This is a genomic window from Neisseria sp. 20925_1_37, assembly GCF_041433255.1.
Lineage (GTDB): Bacteria > Pseudomonadota > Gammaproteobacteria > Burkholderiales > Neisseriaceae > Neisseria > Neisseria flavescens_D.
In genome coordinates this window covers 121,444-139,663 of the sequence record NZ_JAPWBC010000003.1, presented here as the reverse complement: position 1 = coordinate 139,663, position 18,220 = coordinate 121,444, and the positions used below count along the sequence as shown (strand labels likewise).

The window sequence follows — 18,220 nt, the reverse complement described above, 5'->3', positions numbered from 1 at the left end:
GAAAATGATATGGCTGTAAATTTGACTGAAAAACGTGCAGACGAATTGTTGGAAATCGACGGCATCCGTCTGTTTACGGGTCGTGCCGGCATCAAGCAACAAAACCGCGACGATTTGACGCTGATGGTGTTGGGCGGCGGACATACGGTGGGTGCGGTGTTTACGCAAAACCGTTTCTGCGCCGCGCCGGTGCATATCGCCAAGTCGCATCTGTTTGACCAAGACGGCGTGTGTGCCTTAGTCATCAATACGGGCAATGCCAATGCGGGTACCGGCGCACAAGGCCGTCTGGACGCGATTAAAGTGTGCGCGGCCGTGGCGGAACAGGTCGGCTGCCAATCCAATCAGGTGATGCCGTTTTCGACCGGCGTGATTTTGGAGCCGCTGCCTGTGGATAAAATCGTGGCCGCTTTGTCGCAAGTGCGCCCTGCATTCTGGTCGGACGCAGCGCGTGCCATCATGACGACGGACACTGTACCGAAAGCCGCTTCGCGCCAAGGCCTGGTCGGCGAAAAACACACAGTCCGCGCCACCGGCATCGCCAAAGGTTCGGGTATGATTCATCCTAATATGGCGACCATGTTGTCGTTTATCGCCACCGATGCCAAAGTGTCCCAGCCGATTTTGCAGCTGATGACGCAAGAAATCGCAGACGAAAGTTTCAATACGATTACCGTGGACGGCGATACCAGCACCAACGACAGCTTCGTCATTATGGCGACAGGCCGTTGCGGTCAGAGCGAAATCGACAATACCGCCGATCCGCGCTATGCCCAGCTTAAAGCCTTGCTCGGTTCGCTGGCATTGGAATTGGCGCAGGCGATTGTCCGTGATGGCGAGGGCGCAACCAAGTTCATCACGATTGAAGTGCAAAACGCGAAAACCCGCGAAGAGGCGCGCAAAGTGGCTTATGCCGTTGCCCATTCGCCTTTGGTGAAAACCGCGTTCTTTGCCTCTGACCCGAACTTGGGCCGTCTGTTGGCCGCCGTCGGCTATGCCGGTATTGAAGACTTGGACGTCGATGCTTTGAAAATGTGGCTGGATGACGTGTTGGTGGCCGAAAACGGCGGCCGCGCGGAAAGCTATACCGAAGAAGCAGGACAAGCGGTGATGAACCGTCCGGAAATCACTGTTCGCATTGATTTGCAACGCGGCGATACGACGGCGGCCGTCTATACCTGCGATTTGTCGCACGAATATGTGTCGATTAACGCGGATTACCGTTCTTAAAAACCTTTATCCTTGTTTTCAGACGGCCTTTGAGAAAAGTATCAAGGCCGTCTGAACACATTGACTGCGTGTTTATGATGAAATTTCCCCAGACTTGGGCGGCGCGCCTCGCCCACAAAATCCGCCAAACCAAACGCCTGTCGAAAAAGAGCATTGCCCTTCTGTTTTTGCTGGCAGGCTCGGCGCTGGTTGCCTTGACGGCTTTGATGTTTGCGTACTTGGCGGATTTGGCTTTGGAATGGAACGCTTTGCTGGTGGGGAAATATCCGTGGTTTGCGTGGGTGGCTTTGCCGCTGGGTTTGCCGCTTTTGGCGTGGTTTACGCGCAGATTTGCGCCGTACACTTCCGGCAGCGGTATTCCGCAGGTCATCGCTTCGTTGTCTTTGCCGTATGGTGCGCAGAAGACCCGTTTGATTCGTCTGGGCGAAACCTTTTTTAAAATTCCGCTGACGTTTTTGGGCATGATTTTGGGGGCGTCGATCGGCAGGGAAGGGCCGTCTGTACAAGTGGGTGCGGCGGTGATGAACGCTTGGGGCGCGTGGTGTAAAAAGCACGGGCTGGCGTTTAGGGGCATGCAGGAAAACGATTTGATTGCCGCAGGCGCGGCTGGCGGTTTGGCGGCGGCGTTTAACGCGCCTTTGGCCGGCGTGGTGTTTGCCATCGAAGAATTGGGACGCGGCGTGATTTTGCGTTGGGAGCGCCAAATCCTGATGGGCGTGTTGGCAGCCGGTTTCATTCAAGTGGCGATACAGGGCAACAACCCATATTTTTCAGGGTTTCAAGGGCATGAGCTGCCAAACATGCTGATGTGGGCCGCGGTGTCGGGCATTGTCTGCGGCGTGGCAGGCGGATTGTTCGGCAGCTTTTTGTATCGCGGCGCGGCAGCATTCGCGCCGGTACGCTGGCGCAGTTTCATCCGCCGTCATTTGTTGGTGGTCGCCTTTGTGATGGGTATCTTGCTGGCACTGCTCGGTACGTTTTATCAAGGCAAAACCTATGGCACGGGCTATCACGAAGCCGCAGCCGCACTCAAAGGCGCGTATGAAGCGCCGTTCGGCTTGGCCGCCGCAAAATGGGCGGCAACCGTGTTCAGCTATTGGGCAGGCATTCCCGGCGGCATCTTCACGCCGTCGTTAACCATCGGCGCGATGATAGGCGAACACATGGCCTCTTTCGCGCAATTGGGCGACGCGTCCAATGTCGCGGTTTTGCTCTGCATGGCCGCATTCCTTGCCGCCGCGACCCAATCGCCGTTGACCGCCGCCGTGGTGGTAATGGAAATGACGGGCGGACAGAATTTGCTGTTTTGGATGCTGCTGACGTGCATCTTCGCTTCGCAAGTCTCGCGCCAATTCTCGCCGCATCCGTTTTACCACGCCGCAGGTTTGCGCTTCAGACGGCATATCGAAGCCGAAAGCGGACATGTTCCGCATGAGAAAAAAGAATAGATAGGCATAAAAAAGGCCGTCTGAAAATCAGATTTCAGACGGCCTTTTATATGTGATTTAAAGCTGTATTGCAGTTTATTTAAACAGCAAAATCAGCAACAAAACAACCGCAATCACACCCAGCCACAGGCTTTGGCGTTGCTGTACTTTGACCAAGTGTACATAGGCATCGCGCATTTCCTGCTGGCGGTTTTCATCGACCAGCGCACTGATTTTGCGCGGCAGTGAAGGGATGATTTGCGCCCAGTCGGGGGCTTCGTTTTTGAGGTTGCGCCAAAGGGCTTTGGGGCCGACCTGTTCGTTCATCCAGCGCACCAAAAACGGTTTGGCGGTTTTCCACAAATCCAAATCGGGATCGAGTTGGCGACCCAAGCCTTCGATGTTAAGCAGCGTTTTTTGCAGCAATACCAGCTGCGGTTGGATTTCGACATTGAAGCGGCGGCTGACTTCAAACAGGCGCATCAGCACCAAGCCGAAGGAAATCTGCGAAATCGGTTTGTTGAACACAGGCTCGCACACGGCGCGGACAGCGGCTTCCAATTCTTCTGCACGCGTATCGGCAGGCACCCAACCCGATTCGATGTGGGCGGTGGCGACGCGGTGGTAATCACGGTTGAAGAAGGCGAGGAAGTTGATGGCGAGATAGCGTTTGTCGTAATCGGTCAGCGTACCGACGATGCCGAAATCGAGGGCGATGTAACGGTTGTCGGCGGCGACCAGAATATTGCCGGGGTGCATATCCGCATGGAAAAAGCCGTCGCGGAAAACTTGCGTGAAGAAGATTTCCACGCCGTAATCGGCAAGTTTGTGCAAATCAATGCCGTCGGCTTTGAGTTTGGCAATATCGGATACCGGAGTGCCGTCCATCCATTCGATGGTCAGCACGTTGCTGGTGCAGTAGTCGTAAAACACTTTAGGCACAATCAGCATATCACTGTTTTGGAAGTTACGTCCGAGCTGGCTGGCATTGGCGGCTTCGCGCATCAAGTCCAATTCGTCGTGCAGGTATTTGTCAAATTCGGCCACCACTTCGCGCGGCTTCAAACGCTTGCCGTCTGAAAACAAACGCTCCACCCAGCCTGCACCAAAGCGCATCAGCGACAAATCCTGTTCGATAACGGGCAAAAGGTTGGGGCGCAAGACTTTCACTGCGACCTGTTCGCCCGAATGTAGGCGGGCTTTGTGTACCTGGGCGATGGACGCGCTGGCGACAGGCTCGGTTTCAAATTCCGCGTATAAAATGTCGATGGATTGGCCCAGCGATTTTTCGATTTGCGAGCGTGAAAGCTGCGCATCAAACGGCGGTACTTTGTCCTGCAACCTTGCCAGTTCGACCGCGTAATCATGCGGAATCAAATCGGGGCGCGTCGATAATACCTGTCCGAATTTGATGAAAATCGGCCCCAGACTTTCCAAAGCCAAACGCAGGCGCACGGCAGGCATCTCGTGTTTAAACTTGGACGACTGCGGCAGCATATTGAGAAAAGTCCGCGCCCAACCCGGACGGACCAGCGAGGCAATCAGCTCGGCAAGGCGGTAGCGGTAGAGCGTGCAGAGGATGGTTTTGATGCGTTTGAGGCGGTTCATGATGGACGCAGATAAATCGAAAAAACAGAATTATATAGGAAAAACGGGTAAGGGCTTCAGACGGCCTGAGACTTTTGCAAAAACATTTGCCGCATAGCTAACAATTTTATAAAGACTCAGGTTTTGTTGCCCTAATAAAAAGATGAATATTCACATCATAAATATTCGTCGGCTACTTGCCCAAACCGCCGATTCAAGACATAATCGGGAAATGTGCAGGAGAGTGTTACACCCAACTACAATGTAACCACCGAAGGCGCAGACACCCTTAAATCGCTCAGGTATCAGGGACTGCACATTGAAACAAACAATCTGGAGAGCGGCGTTAGAATAACGTCCACCGAAGGGGAGAAGGCCGTCTGAACCACCATTCAGACAACCGCGCAAAGCAGTGAGCAGACTGGTTTGCCATCATGCGGATACGGCCGAAAATCTCAGGTTCAAGGACAGATAGGGTCATCCGCGCATAGGTGCGCGGGCGGCATCTGAACAAAAAATCCGGAGAAACTTGAGAATGACTGCTCTGAAAACCACCCCATTTCATCAAGCCCATCAAGATGCAGGCGCGAAGCTGGTAGATTTTGCCGGCTGGGAGCTGCCCATCCATTATGGTTCACAAATCGCCGAACACGAAGCCGTGCGCACCGACGCCGGTATGTTTGACGTATCCCATATGCTCGTTACCGACGTAGCAGGCGCAAATGCCAAAGCCTTTTTCCGCAAATTGATTGCCAACGATGTCGCCAAACTCGCTTTTGTCGGCAAAGCCCTTTATTCCGCTTTGCTCAACGACAACGGCGGCGTGATTGACGACTTGATCGTTTACCGCACCAACGAAGCCGAAACCCAATACCGCATCGTGTCCAACGGCGCAACCCGCGAAAAAGACACGGCACAATTCCACAAAGTCGGACAAGAGTTCGGCGTTGCCTTCAATCCGCGCTACGACCTTGGCATGCTCGCAGTACAAGGCCCGAAAGCCATCGAAAAACTCCTGACCGTCAAACCTGAATGGGCGGACGTGATTCACGGCCTCAAACCGTTCCAAGGTGCAGACTTGGGCAACGACTGGTTTGTCGCCCGTACCGGCTATACCGGCGAAGACGGCGTCGAAGTGATTCTGCCGGGCACTGAAGCCGTCGCATTCTTCAAAGCCCTGCAAGCAGCAGGCGTACAGCCTTGCGGCCTCGGCGCACGCGACACCCTGCGCATGGAAGCCGGTATGAACCTCTATGGCAACGATATGGACGACAATACCAGCCCGCTCGAAGCAGGCATGGGTTGGACCGTTGACTTGAAAGATGAAAGCCGCGACTTCGTCGGTAAAGCCGCCTTGCTGGCATTGAAAGAAAAAGGCGTTGCCGTCAAACAGGTTGGCTTGTTGCTCGACAAAGGCGGCATCCTGCGTGCGCATATGGAAGTGTTGACCGACAAAGGCAAAGGCGAAACCACCAGCGGTGTATTCTCGCCCAGCCTGAAACAATCCATCGCCATCGCGCGCGTACCGAAAGACTTTGACGGCGATACCGCCAAAGTGCTGATGCGCGGCAAAGAAGTGGACGTACGTGTACTGAAGCTGCCGTTTGTCCGCAATGGTCAAAAACAGTTTGATTAATATCGGTTCAGACGGCATTTATTTGTTAAGGGCCGTCTGAAAGCAGGTTTTAATTGTCGTCCGGTACGGACGTTTGTAGAAAGCATTGAACAAGGCATCTGTGGATATTGATTCATGAAGATGCCGTCTGAAAATAACCCCCTATCAATGGAGTATCAAACCATGAGCAACAATATCCCAGCCGAACTGAAATACGTTGCCAGCCACGAATGGCTGCGCCTTGAAGAAGACGGTACCATCACCGTCGGCATTACCCACCACGCGCAAGAGCTGTTGGGCGACATCGTGTTTGTCGAGCTGCCTGAAGTCGGCGCAAACCTGGCTGCCGAAGAACAAGCCGGTGTGGTTGAGTCTGTAAAAGCCGCATCTGACGTATACGCGCCGATTGCAGGCGAAATCGTTGCCGTCAACGAAGATTTGCCAAGTGCTCCGGAAACTGCCAACAGCGATCCTTACGGTGCAGGCTGGTTCTTCAAAATCAAACCTGCCAACCCTGCCGATTACGACGGTCTGCTGACTGCCGAACAATACGCAGGCGAAGTAGCTTGATTTTTGCAAACATCCAAACAGGTTTTGCGCCTGTTTGATATTGCAGGTCTTAGGTCGTCTGAAAAATGCTTTCAGACGGCCTTTGTTTCAATTTTTCCTCAATAAACATGAATTACTGCGAATTTGTCGCCACGTTACCCGACGATACGGACAACCCCAACCAACATTATCACGACACACAATACGGTTTTCCGATTGAGGACGACAATGAATTGTTTGAGCGGCTGGTGTTGGAAATCAATCAGGCAGGATTAAGCTGGACGCTGATGTTGAAGAAGCAGCAGGCATTTCAGACGGCATTTAAAGGTTTTGACATCGATACGGTCGCCGCATTTGACGAAGCTGATATTGAGCGGCTGCTTGCCGATGCAGGCATCGTCCGCAACCGCCTGAAAATCAATGCAGCCATTTATAACGCGCGACAAATCAAACAAATACAGCAAGAGTACGGCTCATTTAAAAACTGGTTGGATACACACCATCCGCTCGACAAGGCTGAATGGGTGAAGCTGTTTAAAAAACATTTCAAATTTGTCGGCGGCGAAATCGTCGGCGAATTTCTGATGAGTACCGGCTACTTGCCCGGCGCGCATGTGGAAACCTGTCCGGTTTATCAAGAAGTTTTAAAATGCCGCCCGAAATGGGCAGAGGCCGTCTGAAAACCGTTTTGGGCAAAATCTGTTTCCAGATGGTCTTTAAAGAAAAAACGTGATACAAATCTTGTATGGCGAGGTATAAGTGTTTAAAGTAAATGTCATTTGTACAGTTTACGAAGAAAGATTATGGAATATTTACCAGCGGAAGATTTCAATCCTTATCGGGCTTAATATGCACGCCAATTTGATATGGGGATTGCCGATGTTTATCATTGATTTGTTGCTGATTTTGTTTCTTTGCCCTGTTCCGGGAACAGATATTTCCATCATGCTGCCTAAAATGGAAAAAAACGAGGTTGAAAAACGCTGATGAAATGGTTGAATGTTTTAGGCATTTGGTTGATGGCCATTCCTGAATTCTGCGTGATTCTTTATGCTGTCGGTCATATTAATGCCTTTCTGAGCCGCAACAGCGGAAGTTGCGGAGTCGGTTGCCTCGGGGATTTGGTTGTTTTTTTTGAGATTGCATTTTTTGGCAGTATTTTAATCAGTTTAATTTGGACGGTAATTTTCCTGCAAAAGGATGATGAACGCCGTAAAAACACCTGCCCAACGGCAGATTCCTACAACACCGAAGGAGTAGAAATGAAACTATCTGAATTGTTCAACCCGAACGAATTTGCCGCGCGCCATTTGAGCTTTGGCGACGAGGCTGCGCTTTTGGAAGCGCTCGGTGAGAAGAGCATGGATGATTTTGTCGGCAATACCGTGCCGCAAAGCATCCGTATGCCGTCCGAACTCGATTTGCCCGAGGCTTTGACCGAGGCGGATGCATTGGCGAAATTGAAAGGCATCGCGTCGAAAAACGTGATCAACAAGTCCTATATTGGTTTGGGCTATTACCCGACCCGCGTGCCGAACGTGATTTTGCGCAACGTATTGGAAAACCCAGGTTGGTATACCGCCTACACGCCGTATCAGGCGGAAATTGCCCAAGGTCGTTTGGAAGCTTTGTTGAACTTCCAACAAGTGTGTATCGATTTGACCGGTTTCCCTGTGGCAGGTGCGTCTTTGTTGGACGAGGCAACTGCCGCGGCTGAAGCGATGGCGATGGCGCACCGCGTGGGCAAAGTGAAATCCGAGCGTTTCTTTGTGGATGCGCGCGTGTATCCGCAAACTTTGGACGTGATGAAAACCCGCGCCAAATATTTCGGCTTTGAGCTGGTGGTCGGCGATTTTGCCCAAGCGGATGAAGGCGAATACTTCGGCGCGCTGTTCCAATACGTCGGCAAAGACGGCGATGTGCAAGACTTGCAGGACGTTATCGGCCGTCTGAAAGCAAAAGGCACAATCGTGGCCGTTGCCGCCGACATCATGAGCTTGGTTTTGCTGAAGTCTCCGGCTGAATTGGGCGCAGATATTGCTTTGGGTAACACCCAACGCTTCGGCGTACCGATGGGCTTCGGCGGTCCGCACGCTGCTTATTTTGCGTTTAAAGACGAGTTCAAACGTTCTGCCCCGGGCCGTATCATCGGCGTATCCAAAGACGCATCGGGCAAACCTGCCTTGCGCATGGCGTTGTCCACCCGCGAGCAACACATCCGCCGCGAAAAAGCGACATCCAATATTTGTACGGCACAAGCATTGCTGGCGAACTTGGCCGGTATGTATGCCGTTTACCACGGTCCTGAAGGCGTGAAATGCATTGCCAACCGTATCCACGCGCTGGCTTCTGCTTTTGCCGATGCGCTGGTTTCAGACGGCCTGAATGTGGTTCACAAGGTCTTCTTCGATACCGTTACCGTTGATTTCGGCAGCAAAGAGAAAGCAGACCAAGTGTTTGCCGCTGCTTTGGAATCAGGTTACAACCTGCGCCGCGTCAACGATACTCAAGTTGCGGCTGCATTCCATGAAACGTCGGCATACGAAGATTTGGTTGATTTGTACCGCGCGTTTACCGGCAAGGATACGTTCACATTTGCCGATGATGTCAAAGGCCGTCTGAACGCCGAATTGCTGCGTCAGGACGACATTCTGCAACATCCTGTGTTCAACAGTTACCACACCGAACACGAAATGTTGCGCTACCTGAAAAAACTCGAAGACCGCGACTTGGCGATGAACCGCAGCATGATTTCATTGGGCAGCTGCACCATGAAGCTCAATGCGACTGCGGAAATGTTGCCGATTACTTGGGCAGAGTTCACCGACATCCACCCCTACGCCCCCAAAAACCAAGCCGCAGGCTACCGCGCGCTTTTGACCGACATGGAAAACAGCCTGAAAGCCATTACCGGCTTTGACGCGATTTCCTTCCAACCCAACTCCGGCGCGCAGGGCGAATACAGCGGCATGCTCTCCATCCGCCGCTATCAAGAAGCCAACGGCGAGGGACACCGCAACATCTGCTTGATTCCCAAATCCGCCCACGGCACCAACCCTGCGACTGCCGCCATGCTGGGTTTGAAAGTCGTCGTCGTCGATACCGACGAGCACGGCAACGTCAACATCGATGATTTGAAAGCCAAAGCCGAACAACACCGCGACGCTTTGTCCGCCATCATGATTACCTACCCGTCCACCCACGGCGTGTACGAAGAAGGCATCCGCGACATCTGCCGCATCATCCATGAAAACGGTGGACAGGTTTACATGGACGGCGCCAACCTCAACGCCCAAATCGGCATCATGCAGCCTGCCGAAGTCGGCGCGGACGTGTTGCACATGAACCTGCACAAAACCTTCTGCATCCCTCACGGCGGCGGCGGCCCGGGTGTCGGCCCTATCGGTTTGAAAGCCCACCTCGCTCCGTTTGCACCGGGACACGCTTTGACCGACACCCACAGCGCCAGTGCCGACCAAACCGCCGTTGCTGCTGCGGCCTTCGGTTCCGCGTCCATCTTGCCGATTACTTGGATGTACCTGACCATGATGGGCAAACAAGGCATGGAACAGGCGACGCGCTGGGCATTGCTCAACGCCAACTATGTCGCCAAACGCCTGAGCGAAGACTATCCGATTCTGTATGCAGGCAAAAACGGCCGCGTTGCGCATGAATGTATCGTTGATTTGCGTCCGCTCAAAGCCGAAAGCGGTATTACCGAAACCGACATCGCCAAACGCCTGATGGACTACGGCTTCCACGCTCCGACCGTCTCCTTCCCCGTTGCCGGCACACTGATGATTGAGCCGACCGAGAGCGAAAGCAAAGCCGAACTCGACCGCTTCATCGCCGCCCTGAAACAAATCAAACAGGAAGTGCTGAAAGTCGAGCGCGGCGAATGGCCGAAAGACGACAACCCGCTGGTCAACGCCCCGCACACCGCCGCCGACGTAACCGGCGAATGGGCGCACCCGTATTCCCGCGAAGAAGCCGTCTTCCCGTTGCCGTTTGTCCGCGAACACAAATTCTGGCCGAGCGTAAAACGTTTGGATGAGGTCTATGGCGACCGCAATCTGGTTTGCTCCTGCTTGCCGATTGATGCATACGAAGAATAAGCCTGAATAGGTTTAACATTGAACAGGCCGTCTGAAAATGAAAATAGTTTTCAGACGGCCTTTTGTTTGTTAAGATATTCCGCCCGAGAACGTACGTTTGTTTTGGGTAAAACAACAAGTAAGGCTTTCGGAAAGATAGACGGCGCATGCCTTTGTTTGCGGATAAAACCAAAACGGCTTTCAACAACGATAAGCAAAAGGCCGTCTGAAAAACAGGAGGACACGATGGACGAACTTTTTATTCAAACGCTGACGATTGCCGGCTCCGATTCCGGCGGCGGCGCAGGCATCCAGGCGGATTTGAAGACGTTTCAAATGCGCGGCGTGTTCGGCACCAGCGTACTGACCGCGGTTACCGCACAAAATACTTTGGGCGTATCGGCAGTGCATCCGATACCGACCGACATGATTGCCGCGCAAATTGCCGCGATTCAGGAAGATTTTCAAATCCGCGCCTATAAAATCGGCATGCTGGGTACGGCGGAAATCATCGAATGCGTAGCGGAACAAACCGCCGAATGCGACTTCGGCAAACGCGTGTTGGATCCGGTCATGATTGCCAAAGGCGGCGCACCGTTATTGGAAAACTCAGCCGTCGAAGCCATGAAACGCCTGCTGCTGCCGCATACGGACGTCTTGACGCCCAATCTGCCCGAAGCGCAGGCATTGACGGGTATTAATATTGAAAACCGCCAAGATGCGGAACGCGCCGCCAAAATTCTTCAGGATTGGGGTGTGAAAAATGTGGTGATTAAAGGCGGCCATATTGCCGACAGCCAAAGCGAATATTGCACCGACTGGCTGTTTACGCCAAACGAAACCATCGAGCTGAACAGCAAACGTTTCCCAACGCCGCATACGCATGGCACAGGCTGCACGTTTTCGGCCTGCATTGCTGCCGAGCTGGCAAAAGGGTTTGGCGTTCCCGAAGCGGTTCAGACGGCAAAAAACTATATCGCCGCCGCTATTTCCCATCCTTTGGGCATCGGGGCAGGGCACGGGCCGGTCAATCATTGGGCGTATCGGGACGAATAATGCGTTTAGGCCAATTGTAATTGATTGTATTTTTCAGACAGCCTGACTAGGTTTATCACTTGAAATTGTTTACAATATCGGATTAATGCTTTTACGGATAAAAAAGACACCATGCAAGTGACTTCAAAATGGATAGACGGAATGTGCTTCGTCGGCACAACGGCAAACGGACACAGCGTCGTAATGGAAGGCGCGGCGGCTGAAGGCGAAGTCAAACGCGGCCCCAGCCCGATGGAAATGCTGCTGTTGGGTGTGGCAGGCTGTTCCAGCATCGATGTGGTGATGATTGCCGAGAAACAACGCCAAAAAATCACCGACTGCCGTGCCGAAGTGACTGCCAAACGCGCCGACACCGCGCCGCGCGTGTTTACCGAAATCCATATCCATTTCAAAGTGTATGGTCGGGATTTGCAAGAAAGCGCGATTGAACGCGCCGTACAGATGTCCGCCGAAAAATATTGCTCCGCATCGATTATGCTGGGCAAAGCGGCAAAAATGAGCCACAGCTTCGAAATTGTCGAAGCAGAATAGGGCGGTTTTCAAGGAAAAAGCCGGAGCGTGAACCGGCTACCCACAAAAAAAGCAGATATATTCACGCATTAACATGAATATATCTGCTTGCTTTTTATTCCTTTTTCTCTCTCTCTATCAGCCTTTATAACTTGGCTTGTTGACCTCATTGTGCAAGTTTCGTTTAACATTGTCAACAATTTTTAATTATATTTTAAACACCCCCGAAAGATGCAGGTTTGTAAACGCTTGCGCCTTAATACGGATACTGGGAAAACATTATGGATTACGAAAATAATACCAACGTTGCGCCTGCAACTTCATCGCTTATTTTGGAAGAGCGTCACGATTCCGAGCTTTTCCGCGTGTACGCATTGATTTTGGACGGGATTACCGACCATCTGCTGCTGCCGGGCAAAAAATTGACCGAGTCTGAGCTGTGCCGGCAAATGGTTTGCTCGCGCAATACCGTGCGTGGCGCATTATCGCTTTTGGCGCACGACAAAATCGTCGATTTGCAGCCCAATCGCGGCGCATTTGTCCATGTGCCGGACTTGAAAGAAATGAAAGACGTGTTCAACACGCGTATCGAAATGGAAAGCATGATTTTGAGCGTCCTCATCGATATGCCTGATTTGGAAACGCGCCTGCAACCGCTTTACGCCATGATTGAGCAAGAGGGTGCAGCCTCCGAAAGCGGCGACCGCGTGGGTTGGAACCGCCTGTCCAATGCCTTCCATGTCGAATTGGCGCGGCTGCTGGACAACGACGTCCTGTTTGAAATCATGAATACCTTGTGCGCACGTTCTTCACTGATTGTGGCCGTTTCCGATCCGCTTCGCAAAGAAAAGCGCACCATTAATTCCAATTCGCACCATGAACACCGCGAAATCCTCGATTTATTGGTGGCCGGCAAGCGCAACCGTGTGACCAAAGTCATGCGCCGCCACTTGAGCGCGTGCATCGAACGCTTGGAACAGAAACTCGAGATGTAATCGGTTTGACAATAAAAAGGCCGTCTGAAATATTCAGACGGCCATTGGTTTATCCCTGCAAAGCAAAACGCCATGAAACCCAAAATCCAAAGACACGAACATATCCTCACCCTTATCCGCGAACATAACTTCATGACGGTGGAAGAGCTGGCGGCGAATTTGGATGTGACGCCGCAAACCATACGCCGCGATGTGCAGGAATTGAGCGAAACCGGACAGCTCAAACGCTATCACGGCGGCGCGTCTTTGGGCGATGTTTCAGTCGTAACGGCAGGGCAGGAGCGGCGCAGCCATCAGCAGCAGGAAAAAAACGCCATTGCCCGTCTGATTGCTTCCACCATTCCCGACAATGCCTCGCTGTTTATTAGCATTGGCACCACCATGGAGGCCGTCGCTGCCGAGTTGGTCAGACAGCGTAAAAACCTGCGGATTATCACCAACAATATCTACGCCGCTTCCATCACTGCGGCGCGTACCGATTACACAGTCATCATCGCTTCTGGCGTGGTCCGCCCCTTGGACGGCGGCATTACGGGCGTAGCAACCGTCGATTTCATCAACCAATTTAAAGTCGACTATGCCATCATGAGTACCCACGGCATAGAAAACGACGGCTCGCTTTTGGATGACGATTACAAGGAAGTCAGCGTCATGCAGGCGATGGTGAACAATGCCCGCGTGCGCTATCTCGGCGTCGACCACAGCAAATTCAACAGCAATGCCCTGGTCAGACTGGGCGATATCGGCGCATTCGATAAGCTGTTTACCGACCGTACACCATCTGCCGCCATGCAGAAAACCCTAAACGAGCGCGGCGTGGCGTGGCAGGTTGCCGACCCTGTATCAAAGTAGCCAAGTCGGGTACAATTGAGCCATCATTCCATTCCTTTCAGACGGCCTGATTGAATGCTCAGGCCGTCTGAAAACAGAAAATCATTTTCCCATCAAAGAAATATTATGTTGAATAAAGACCAATTCGCGGACAACCACTTTATCCGCACCATTATCGAAGAAGACCTCAAAAGCGGTAAACATACAGCCATCCAAACCCGTTTCCCGCCCGAGCCGAACGGTTATTTGCACATCGGCCACGCCAAATCCATCTGCCTGAACTTCGGTTTGGCTTATATTTATGATGGTTTGTGCAACCTGCGTTTTGACGATACCAACCCCGAAAAAGAAAACGACGAATACGTCAATGCCATCAAAGAAGACGTTGAGTGGCTCGGTTTTCATTGGGCGGGCGAGCCGCGTTTTGCTTCCAACTATTTCGACCAGCTTTACGACTACGCCGTCGGTTTAATCAAAGACGGTAAAGCGTATGTTGATGATTTGACGCCCGAAGAAATGCGCGAATACCGCGGTACGCTGACCGAAGCGGGCAAAAACAGCCCTTACCGCGACCGCAGTATTGAAGAAAACCTCGACCTGTTCACGCGCATGAAAAACGGCGAGTTCCCCGACGGCAGCAAAACCCTGCGCCTGAAAATCGACATGGCATCGGGCAACATCAATATGCGCGATCCCGTCATCTACCGCATCCGCCGCGCCCATCACCACAACACCGGCGACAAATGGTGCATCTACCCGATGTACGACTACACGCACTGCATTTCCGATGCCATCGAAGGCATCACGCATTCTTTGTGTACGCTCGAATTTGAAGCACACCGTCCGTTGTACGACTGGGTGTTGGACAACATCCCTGCGCCGCACGCCACGCGTCCACGCCAATACGAGTTTTCCCGTTTGGAGCTTCTGTATTCCATCACCTCCAAACGCAAGCTGAACCAATTGGTTTCAGACGGCCACGTTGCCGGTTGGGATGATCCGCGTATGCCGACCATTTCCGGTATGCGCCGCCGCGGTTACACGCCCGAAGGCCTGCGCCTGTTTGCCAAACGCGCCGGTATTTCCAAATCTGAAAACATCGTCGACATGAGCGTGTTGGAAGGCGCGATTCGCGAAGAGCTGGAAAACTCCGCGCCGCGCCTGATGGCGGTTTTGAACCCGCTCAAAGTGACCCTGACCAACTTTGAAACCGGTAAAACCCAAAGCCGATGTGCTGCATTCCACCCGAACCACGAAGAAATGGGCGATCGCGAGGTACCTATTTCCCAAACCATCTACATCGAAGCCGACGACTTTGCCGAAAATCCGCCTAAAGGCTTCAAACGCCTGATTCCCGGCGGCGAAGTGCGTTTGCGCCACGGCTATGTGATTAAGTGTGATGAAGTAGTCAAAGATGAGGCAGGCAATGTGGTTGAACTCAAATGCAGCATCGACCACGATACCTTGGGTAAAAATCCCGAAGGCAGAAAAGTCAAAGGCGTGATTCACTGGGTGTCTGCCGAACACGCAGCAGAAATCAAAGTCCGCCTGTACGACCGCCTCTTTACCGTCGAGCGTCCCGATGCCGTGCGTGGCGAAGACGGTAACTACCTGCCGTTTACCGATTTCCTCAATCCCGAATCCATTAAGGAAATCACCGCCTACGCCGAACCTGTCGCAAAAGATTTGCCGGCAGAAAGCCGTTGGCAGTTTGAACGCATCGGCTACTTCGTAACCGACCGCAAAGACCACAGCAAAGACACGCCGGTGTTTAACCGCACGGTAACGCTGAAAGATTCTTGGCAGCCTAAGTAATCTGTTTGCAGTCACTAAATTGAAGGCCGTCTGAAAACGTGAAATCCGGTTTTCAGACGGCCTTTGTCGATAAAGGGATGAAATGGAACGTTATTCTGTACATTTGAAACTGCTGGGAATGGCAGTGTTGTGGGGCGCATCCTGGCCGATGGGGCGGATACTGGGGCAGTCGCTGCCGCCGCTGACGGGCGGGGCGGTTCGGTTTGTCTTGGCTTCGGTTTTGTTGTTGGGCTGGTTGTTTGCGCGCAGCAGGTTTGCGACTTTGGCGGCTTTATCGGCACGGCAATGGCTGGGCTTGACTGCGGCCGCTTCCGTCGGCGTGTGCGGCTATGCGGTGTTTTTTATGCTGGGTTTGCAGACTATGCCGGCAGGCAAGGCAGCGGTGGTCGTGGCGATAAATCCCGTGCTGACGTTGCTGTTGGCGACTTGGTTTTTCGGCGAGCGTTTAAATGCGAAGATTTTGGCGGGCATGCTGCTGGCGGTCGGCGGTGCCATTATGGTGGTAACGCAAGGGCAGCTGTTGACGGTATTGTCGGGCGGCATCAAGGCAGGAGAGTGGCTGATTTTCGGCTGCGTGGTCTGTTGGGCGGCTTATACCTTAATCGGTCGCGCGGTTTTGCGCGGGATAGATGCGCTGACGGTAACGACGGCAACGTCGTTCATTGGTGCGCTGATGTTGTCGGTGGTGGCGTTATGGACGGATGGAATGCCGTTTGAGGCGATAGCGGCAATGGATGGGCGCGGCTGGACAGCCTTGGCGTGGCTGGTCATCGGCGCGACGGTATTGGCCTATGCGTGGTATTTTGAAGGCGTGAAGACTTTAGGTGCAGGCAGCGCGGCGGCGTATATTACGCTCGTGCCGATTTTCGGTGTGCTGTCTTCGGCGTGGTTTTTGGGCGAACCGCTGCATATTTCGCTGGTTGCGGGCTGCGCGGCGGCGGTCGGCGGCATGACGCTGATGCGGTATGGGCAAAAGGCCGTCTGAAGTTGGGTAAATACTCGGATTTTTGGCGATAGGGTTGCGATTGCCAAGCTGTTGCCGGCTATAATCTTATTGCAAGGTAAGATTATAGTCTCGGCTCAGTGTTCGATTTAAAAATTTGACACCCTGCCTCCAACTGCCTAAAATTCAACTTTCTCAAAAATCTACCGTATCCTGCGGTACGATTTCATACTTTCAGACGGCCTTTGTGCCATCTCTCTGATACCATTCAAAATATATCAATACTATGCACGTTTCAGAACTCCAAACCCTCCACATTTCCAAACTCTTGGAAATGGCAGAAGAACATGGCATTGAAAACGCCAACCGTTTCCGCAAACAAGACCTCGTTTTTGCCATCGTCCGCCAGATGATGAAGCAAAATGTCAGCTTTACCTGTTCCGGCACACTCGAAATCCTGCCCGACGGCTTCGGTTTCCTGCGCAGCGCAGATACTTCTTACCTTGCCGGCCCTGACGATATTTATGTTTCGCCCACGCAAATCCGCCGCTTCAATCTGCACACCGGCGACACCATCGAAGGCAGCGTGCGCGTACCTAAAGACAACGAGCGCTATTTCGCGCTTGTCCGCCTTGACACCATCAACGGCGATCAGCCCGAAGTCTGCAAACACAAAATCCTCTTTGAAAACCTCACGCCTTTATTCCCAACCGAACAATTTAAACTCGAGCGCGACATCAAAGCCGAAGAGAATCTGACCGGCCGAGCCATCGACTTGGTTTCCCCAATCGGTAAAGGCCAACGTGCATTGTTGGTGGCTCCGCCTAAAACCGGTAAAACCGTGATGTTGCAAAACATTGCCCACGCCATTACCGCCAATTATCCCGATGTCGAGCTGATTGTCCTGTTGATTGACGAACGTCCGGAAGAGGTTACCGAGATGAGCCGTTCTGTACGCGGCGAAGTGGTTTCCTCTACGTTTGACGAACCTGCGCAACGCCATGTACAAGTGGCCGAGATGGTGATTGAAAAAGCCAAACGCATGGTCGAACACAAGAAAGACGTGGTCATCCTGCTGGATTCAATTACCCGTTTGGCGCGTGCCTACAATACCGTCGTGCCGACTTCGGGCAAAATTCTGACCGGCGGTGTTGATGCCAACGCTTTGCACCGTCCGAAACGCTTCTTCGGTGCAGCGCGTAATGTGGAAGAGGGCGGTTCGCTTACCATTATTGCGACAGCGCTTGTCGAAACCGGCAGCCGCATGGACGACGTGATTTACGAAGAGTTCAAAGGTACGGGCAATATGGAATTGCACCTTGACCGCCGCATGGCAGAAAAACGCCTGTTCCCGGCCATCAGCATCAATAAATCCGGTACGCGCCGCGAAGAATTGCTGGTGCCGAACGATCAGTTGCAGCGTATGTGGCTCTTGCGTAAATTCCTGCATCCGATGGATGAAATCGAAGCGACCGAGTTTTTGGTGGGCAAACTCAAAGACTCTAAAAACAATGACGATTTCTTTGAATTGATGCGCGGTAAATAAGCATAAGGCCGTCTGAACATGT

Annotated in this window: 15 protein-coding genes and 1 riboswitch; of the genes, 14 read left to right on the top strand and 1 reads right to left on the bottom strand. The window is 52.7% G+C overall.

The annotated features are described in order from the left end of the window. Nucleotides 1-9 precede the first annotated feature (9 nt). Nucleotides 10-1,230, top strand: coding sequence for a bifunctional glutamate N-acetyltransferase/amino-acid acetyltransferase ArgJ (argJ, locus tag O3661_RS03485; RefSeq protein ID WP_371492301.1), 1,221 nt, complete (start codon nt 10-12; stop codon nt 1,228-1,230). 77 nt (nt 1,231-1,307) lie between these two features. Beyond that, nucleotides 1,308-2,678 carry a chloride channel protein gene (locus O3661_RS03480; protein WP_371492369.1) on the top strand — a complete coding sequence of 457 codons (1,371 nt, stop codon included), beginning with the start codon at nt 1,308-1,310 and terminating at the stop codon, nt 2,676-2,678. Between the two features lie 75 nt (nt 2,679-2,753). Here O3661_RS03480 and ubiB read toward each other — a convergent pair whose 3' ends face one another. After that, a complete protein-coding gene (gene ubiB, locus O3661_RS03475; RefSeq protein ID WP_371492300.1) occupies nt 2,754-4,265 on the bottom strand; it encodes a ubiquinone biosynthesis regulatory protein kinase UbiB in 1,512 nt (503 codons plus the stop codon). Between the two features lie 206 nt (nt 4,266-4,471). Next, a riboswitch (glycine riboswitch) is annotated at nt 4,472-4,569 on the top strand. Between the two features lie 210 nt (nt 4,570-4,779). Here ubiB and gcvT point away from each other — a divergent pair. The 12 genes from gcvT (at nt 4,780) to rho (ending at nt 18,198) form a co-directional block, all read left to right on the top strand. After that, a complete protein-coding gene (gene gcvT / locus O3661_RS03470; RefSeq protein ID WP_254323262.1) occupies nt 4,780-5,880 on the top strand; it encodes a glycine cleavage system aminomethyltransferase GcvT in 1,101 nt (366 codons plus the stop codon). A 162-nt stretch (nt 5,881-6,042) separates the two neighbouring features. Then, nucleotides 6,043-6,429 (top strand): glycine cleavage system protein GcvH, encoded by a 387-nt coding sequence (gene gcvH / locus O3661_RS03465; protein ID WP_100066423.1) that lies wholly within the window; start codon nt 6,043-6,045, stop codon nt 6,427-6,429. 107 nt (nt 6,430-6,536) lie between these two features. Next, nucleotides 6,537-7,088, top strand: a complete 552-nt coding sequence (locus O3661_RS03460; protein WP_371492299.1) for a DNA-3-methyladenine glycosylase I — start codon at nt 6,537-6,539, stop codon at nt 7,086-7,088. A 79-nt stretch (nt 7,089-7,167) separates the two neighbouring features. Continuing rightward, nucleotides 7,168-7,395: a hypothetical protein gene (locus O3661_RS03455; protein WP_371492298.1), complete on the top strand. Its 228-nt coding sequence runs from the start codon at nt 7,168-7,170 to the stop codon at nt 7,393-7,395. A gap of 275 nt (nt 7,396-7,670) precedes the next feature. Then, nucleotides 7,671-10,523, top strand: coding sequence for an aminomethyl-transferring glycine dehydrogenase (gcvP, locus tag O3661_RS03450; protein WP_371492297.1), 2,853 nt, complete (start codon nt 7,671-7,673; stop codon nt 10,521-10,523). Between the two features lie 225 nt (nt 10,524-10,748). Further along, nucleotides 10,749-11,558, top strand: a complete 810-nt coding sequence (gene thiD / locus O3661_RS03445; RefSeq protein ID WP_371492296.1) for a bifunctional hydroxymethylpyrimidine kinase/phosphomethylpyrimidine kinase — start codon at nt 10,749-10,751, stop codon at nt 11,556-11,558. A 111-nt stretch (nt 11,559-11,669) separates the two neighbouring features. Continuing rightward, nucleotides 11,670-12,089, top strand: a complete 420-nt coding sequence (locus O3661_RS03440; RefSeq protein WP_049348121.1) for an OsmC family protein — start codon at nt 11,670-11,672, stop codon at nt 12,087-12,089. Between the two features lie 260 nt (nt 12,090-12,349). Continuing rightward, complete coding sequence (locus tag O3661_RS03435) at nt 12,350-13,063, top strand: GntR family transcriptional regulator (protein ID WP_003748847.1); 714 nt, start codon at nt 12,350-12,352, stop codon at nt 13,061-13,063. Between the two features lie 72 nt (nt 13,064-13,135). Continuing rightward, nucleotides 13,136-13,915: a DeoR/GlpR family DNA-binding transcription regulator gene (locus tag O3661_RS03430; protein WP_371492295.1), complete on the top strand. Its 780-nt coding sequence runs from the start codon at nt 13,136-13,138 to the stop codon at nt 13,913-13,915. 105 nt (nt 13,916-14,020) lie between these two features. After that, nucleotides 14,021-15,709, top strand: coding sequence for a glutamine--tRNA ligase/YqeY domain fusion protein (locus tag O3661_RS03425; protein ID WP_371492294.1), 1,689 nt, complete (start codon nt 14,021-14,023; stop codon nt 15,707-15,709). 82 nt (nt 15,710-15,791) lie between these two features. Further along, the gene (locus O3661_RS03420; RefSeq protein WP_371492293.1) at nt 15,792-16,694 is read left to right on the top strand and encodes a DMT family transporter; all 903 of its coding nucleotides are present in this window, start codon (nt 15,792-15,794) and stop codon (nt 16,692-16,694) included. Between the two features lie 244 nt (nt 16,695-16,938). Next, the gene (rho, locus tag O3661_RS03415; protein ID WP_003680905.1) at nt 16,939-18,198 is read left to right on the top strand and encodes a transcription termination factor Rho; all 1,260 of its coding nucleotides are present in this window, start codon (nt 16,939-16,941) and stop codon (nt 18,196-18,198) included. The last annotated feature ends 22 nt before the right edge of the window (nt 18,199-18,220 follow it).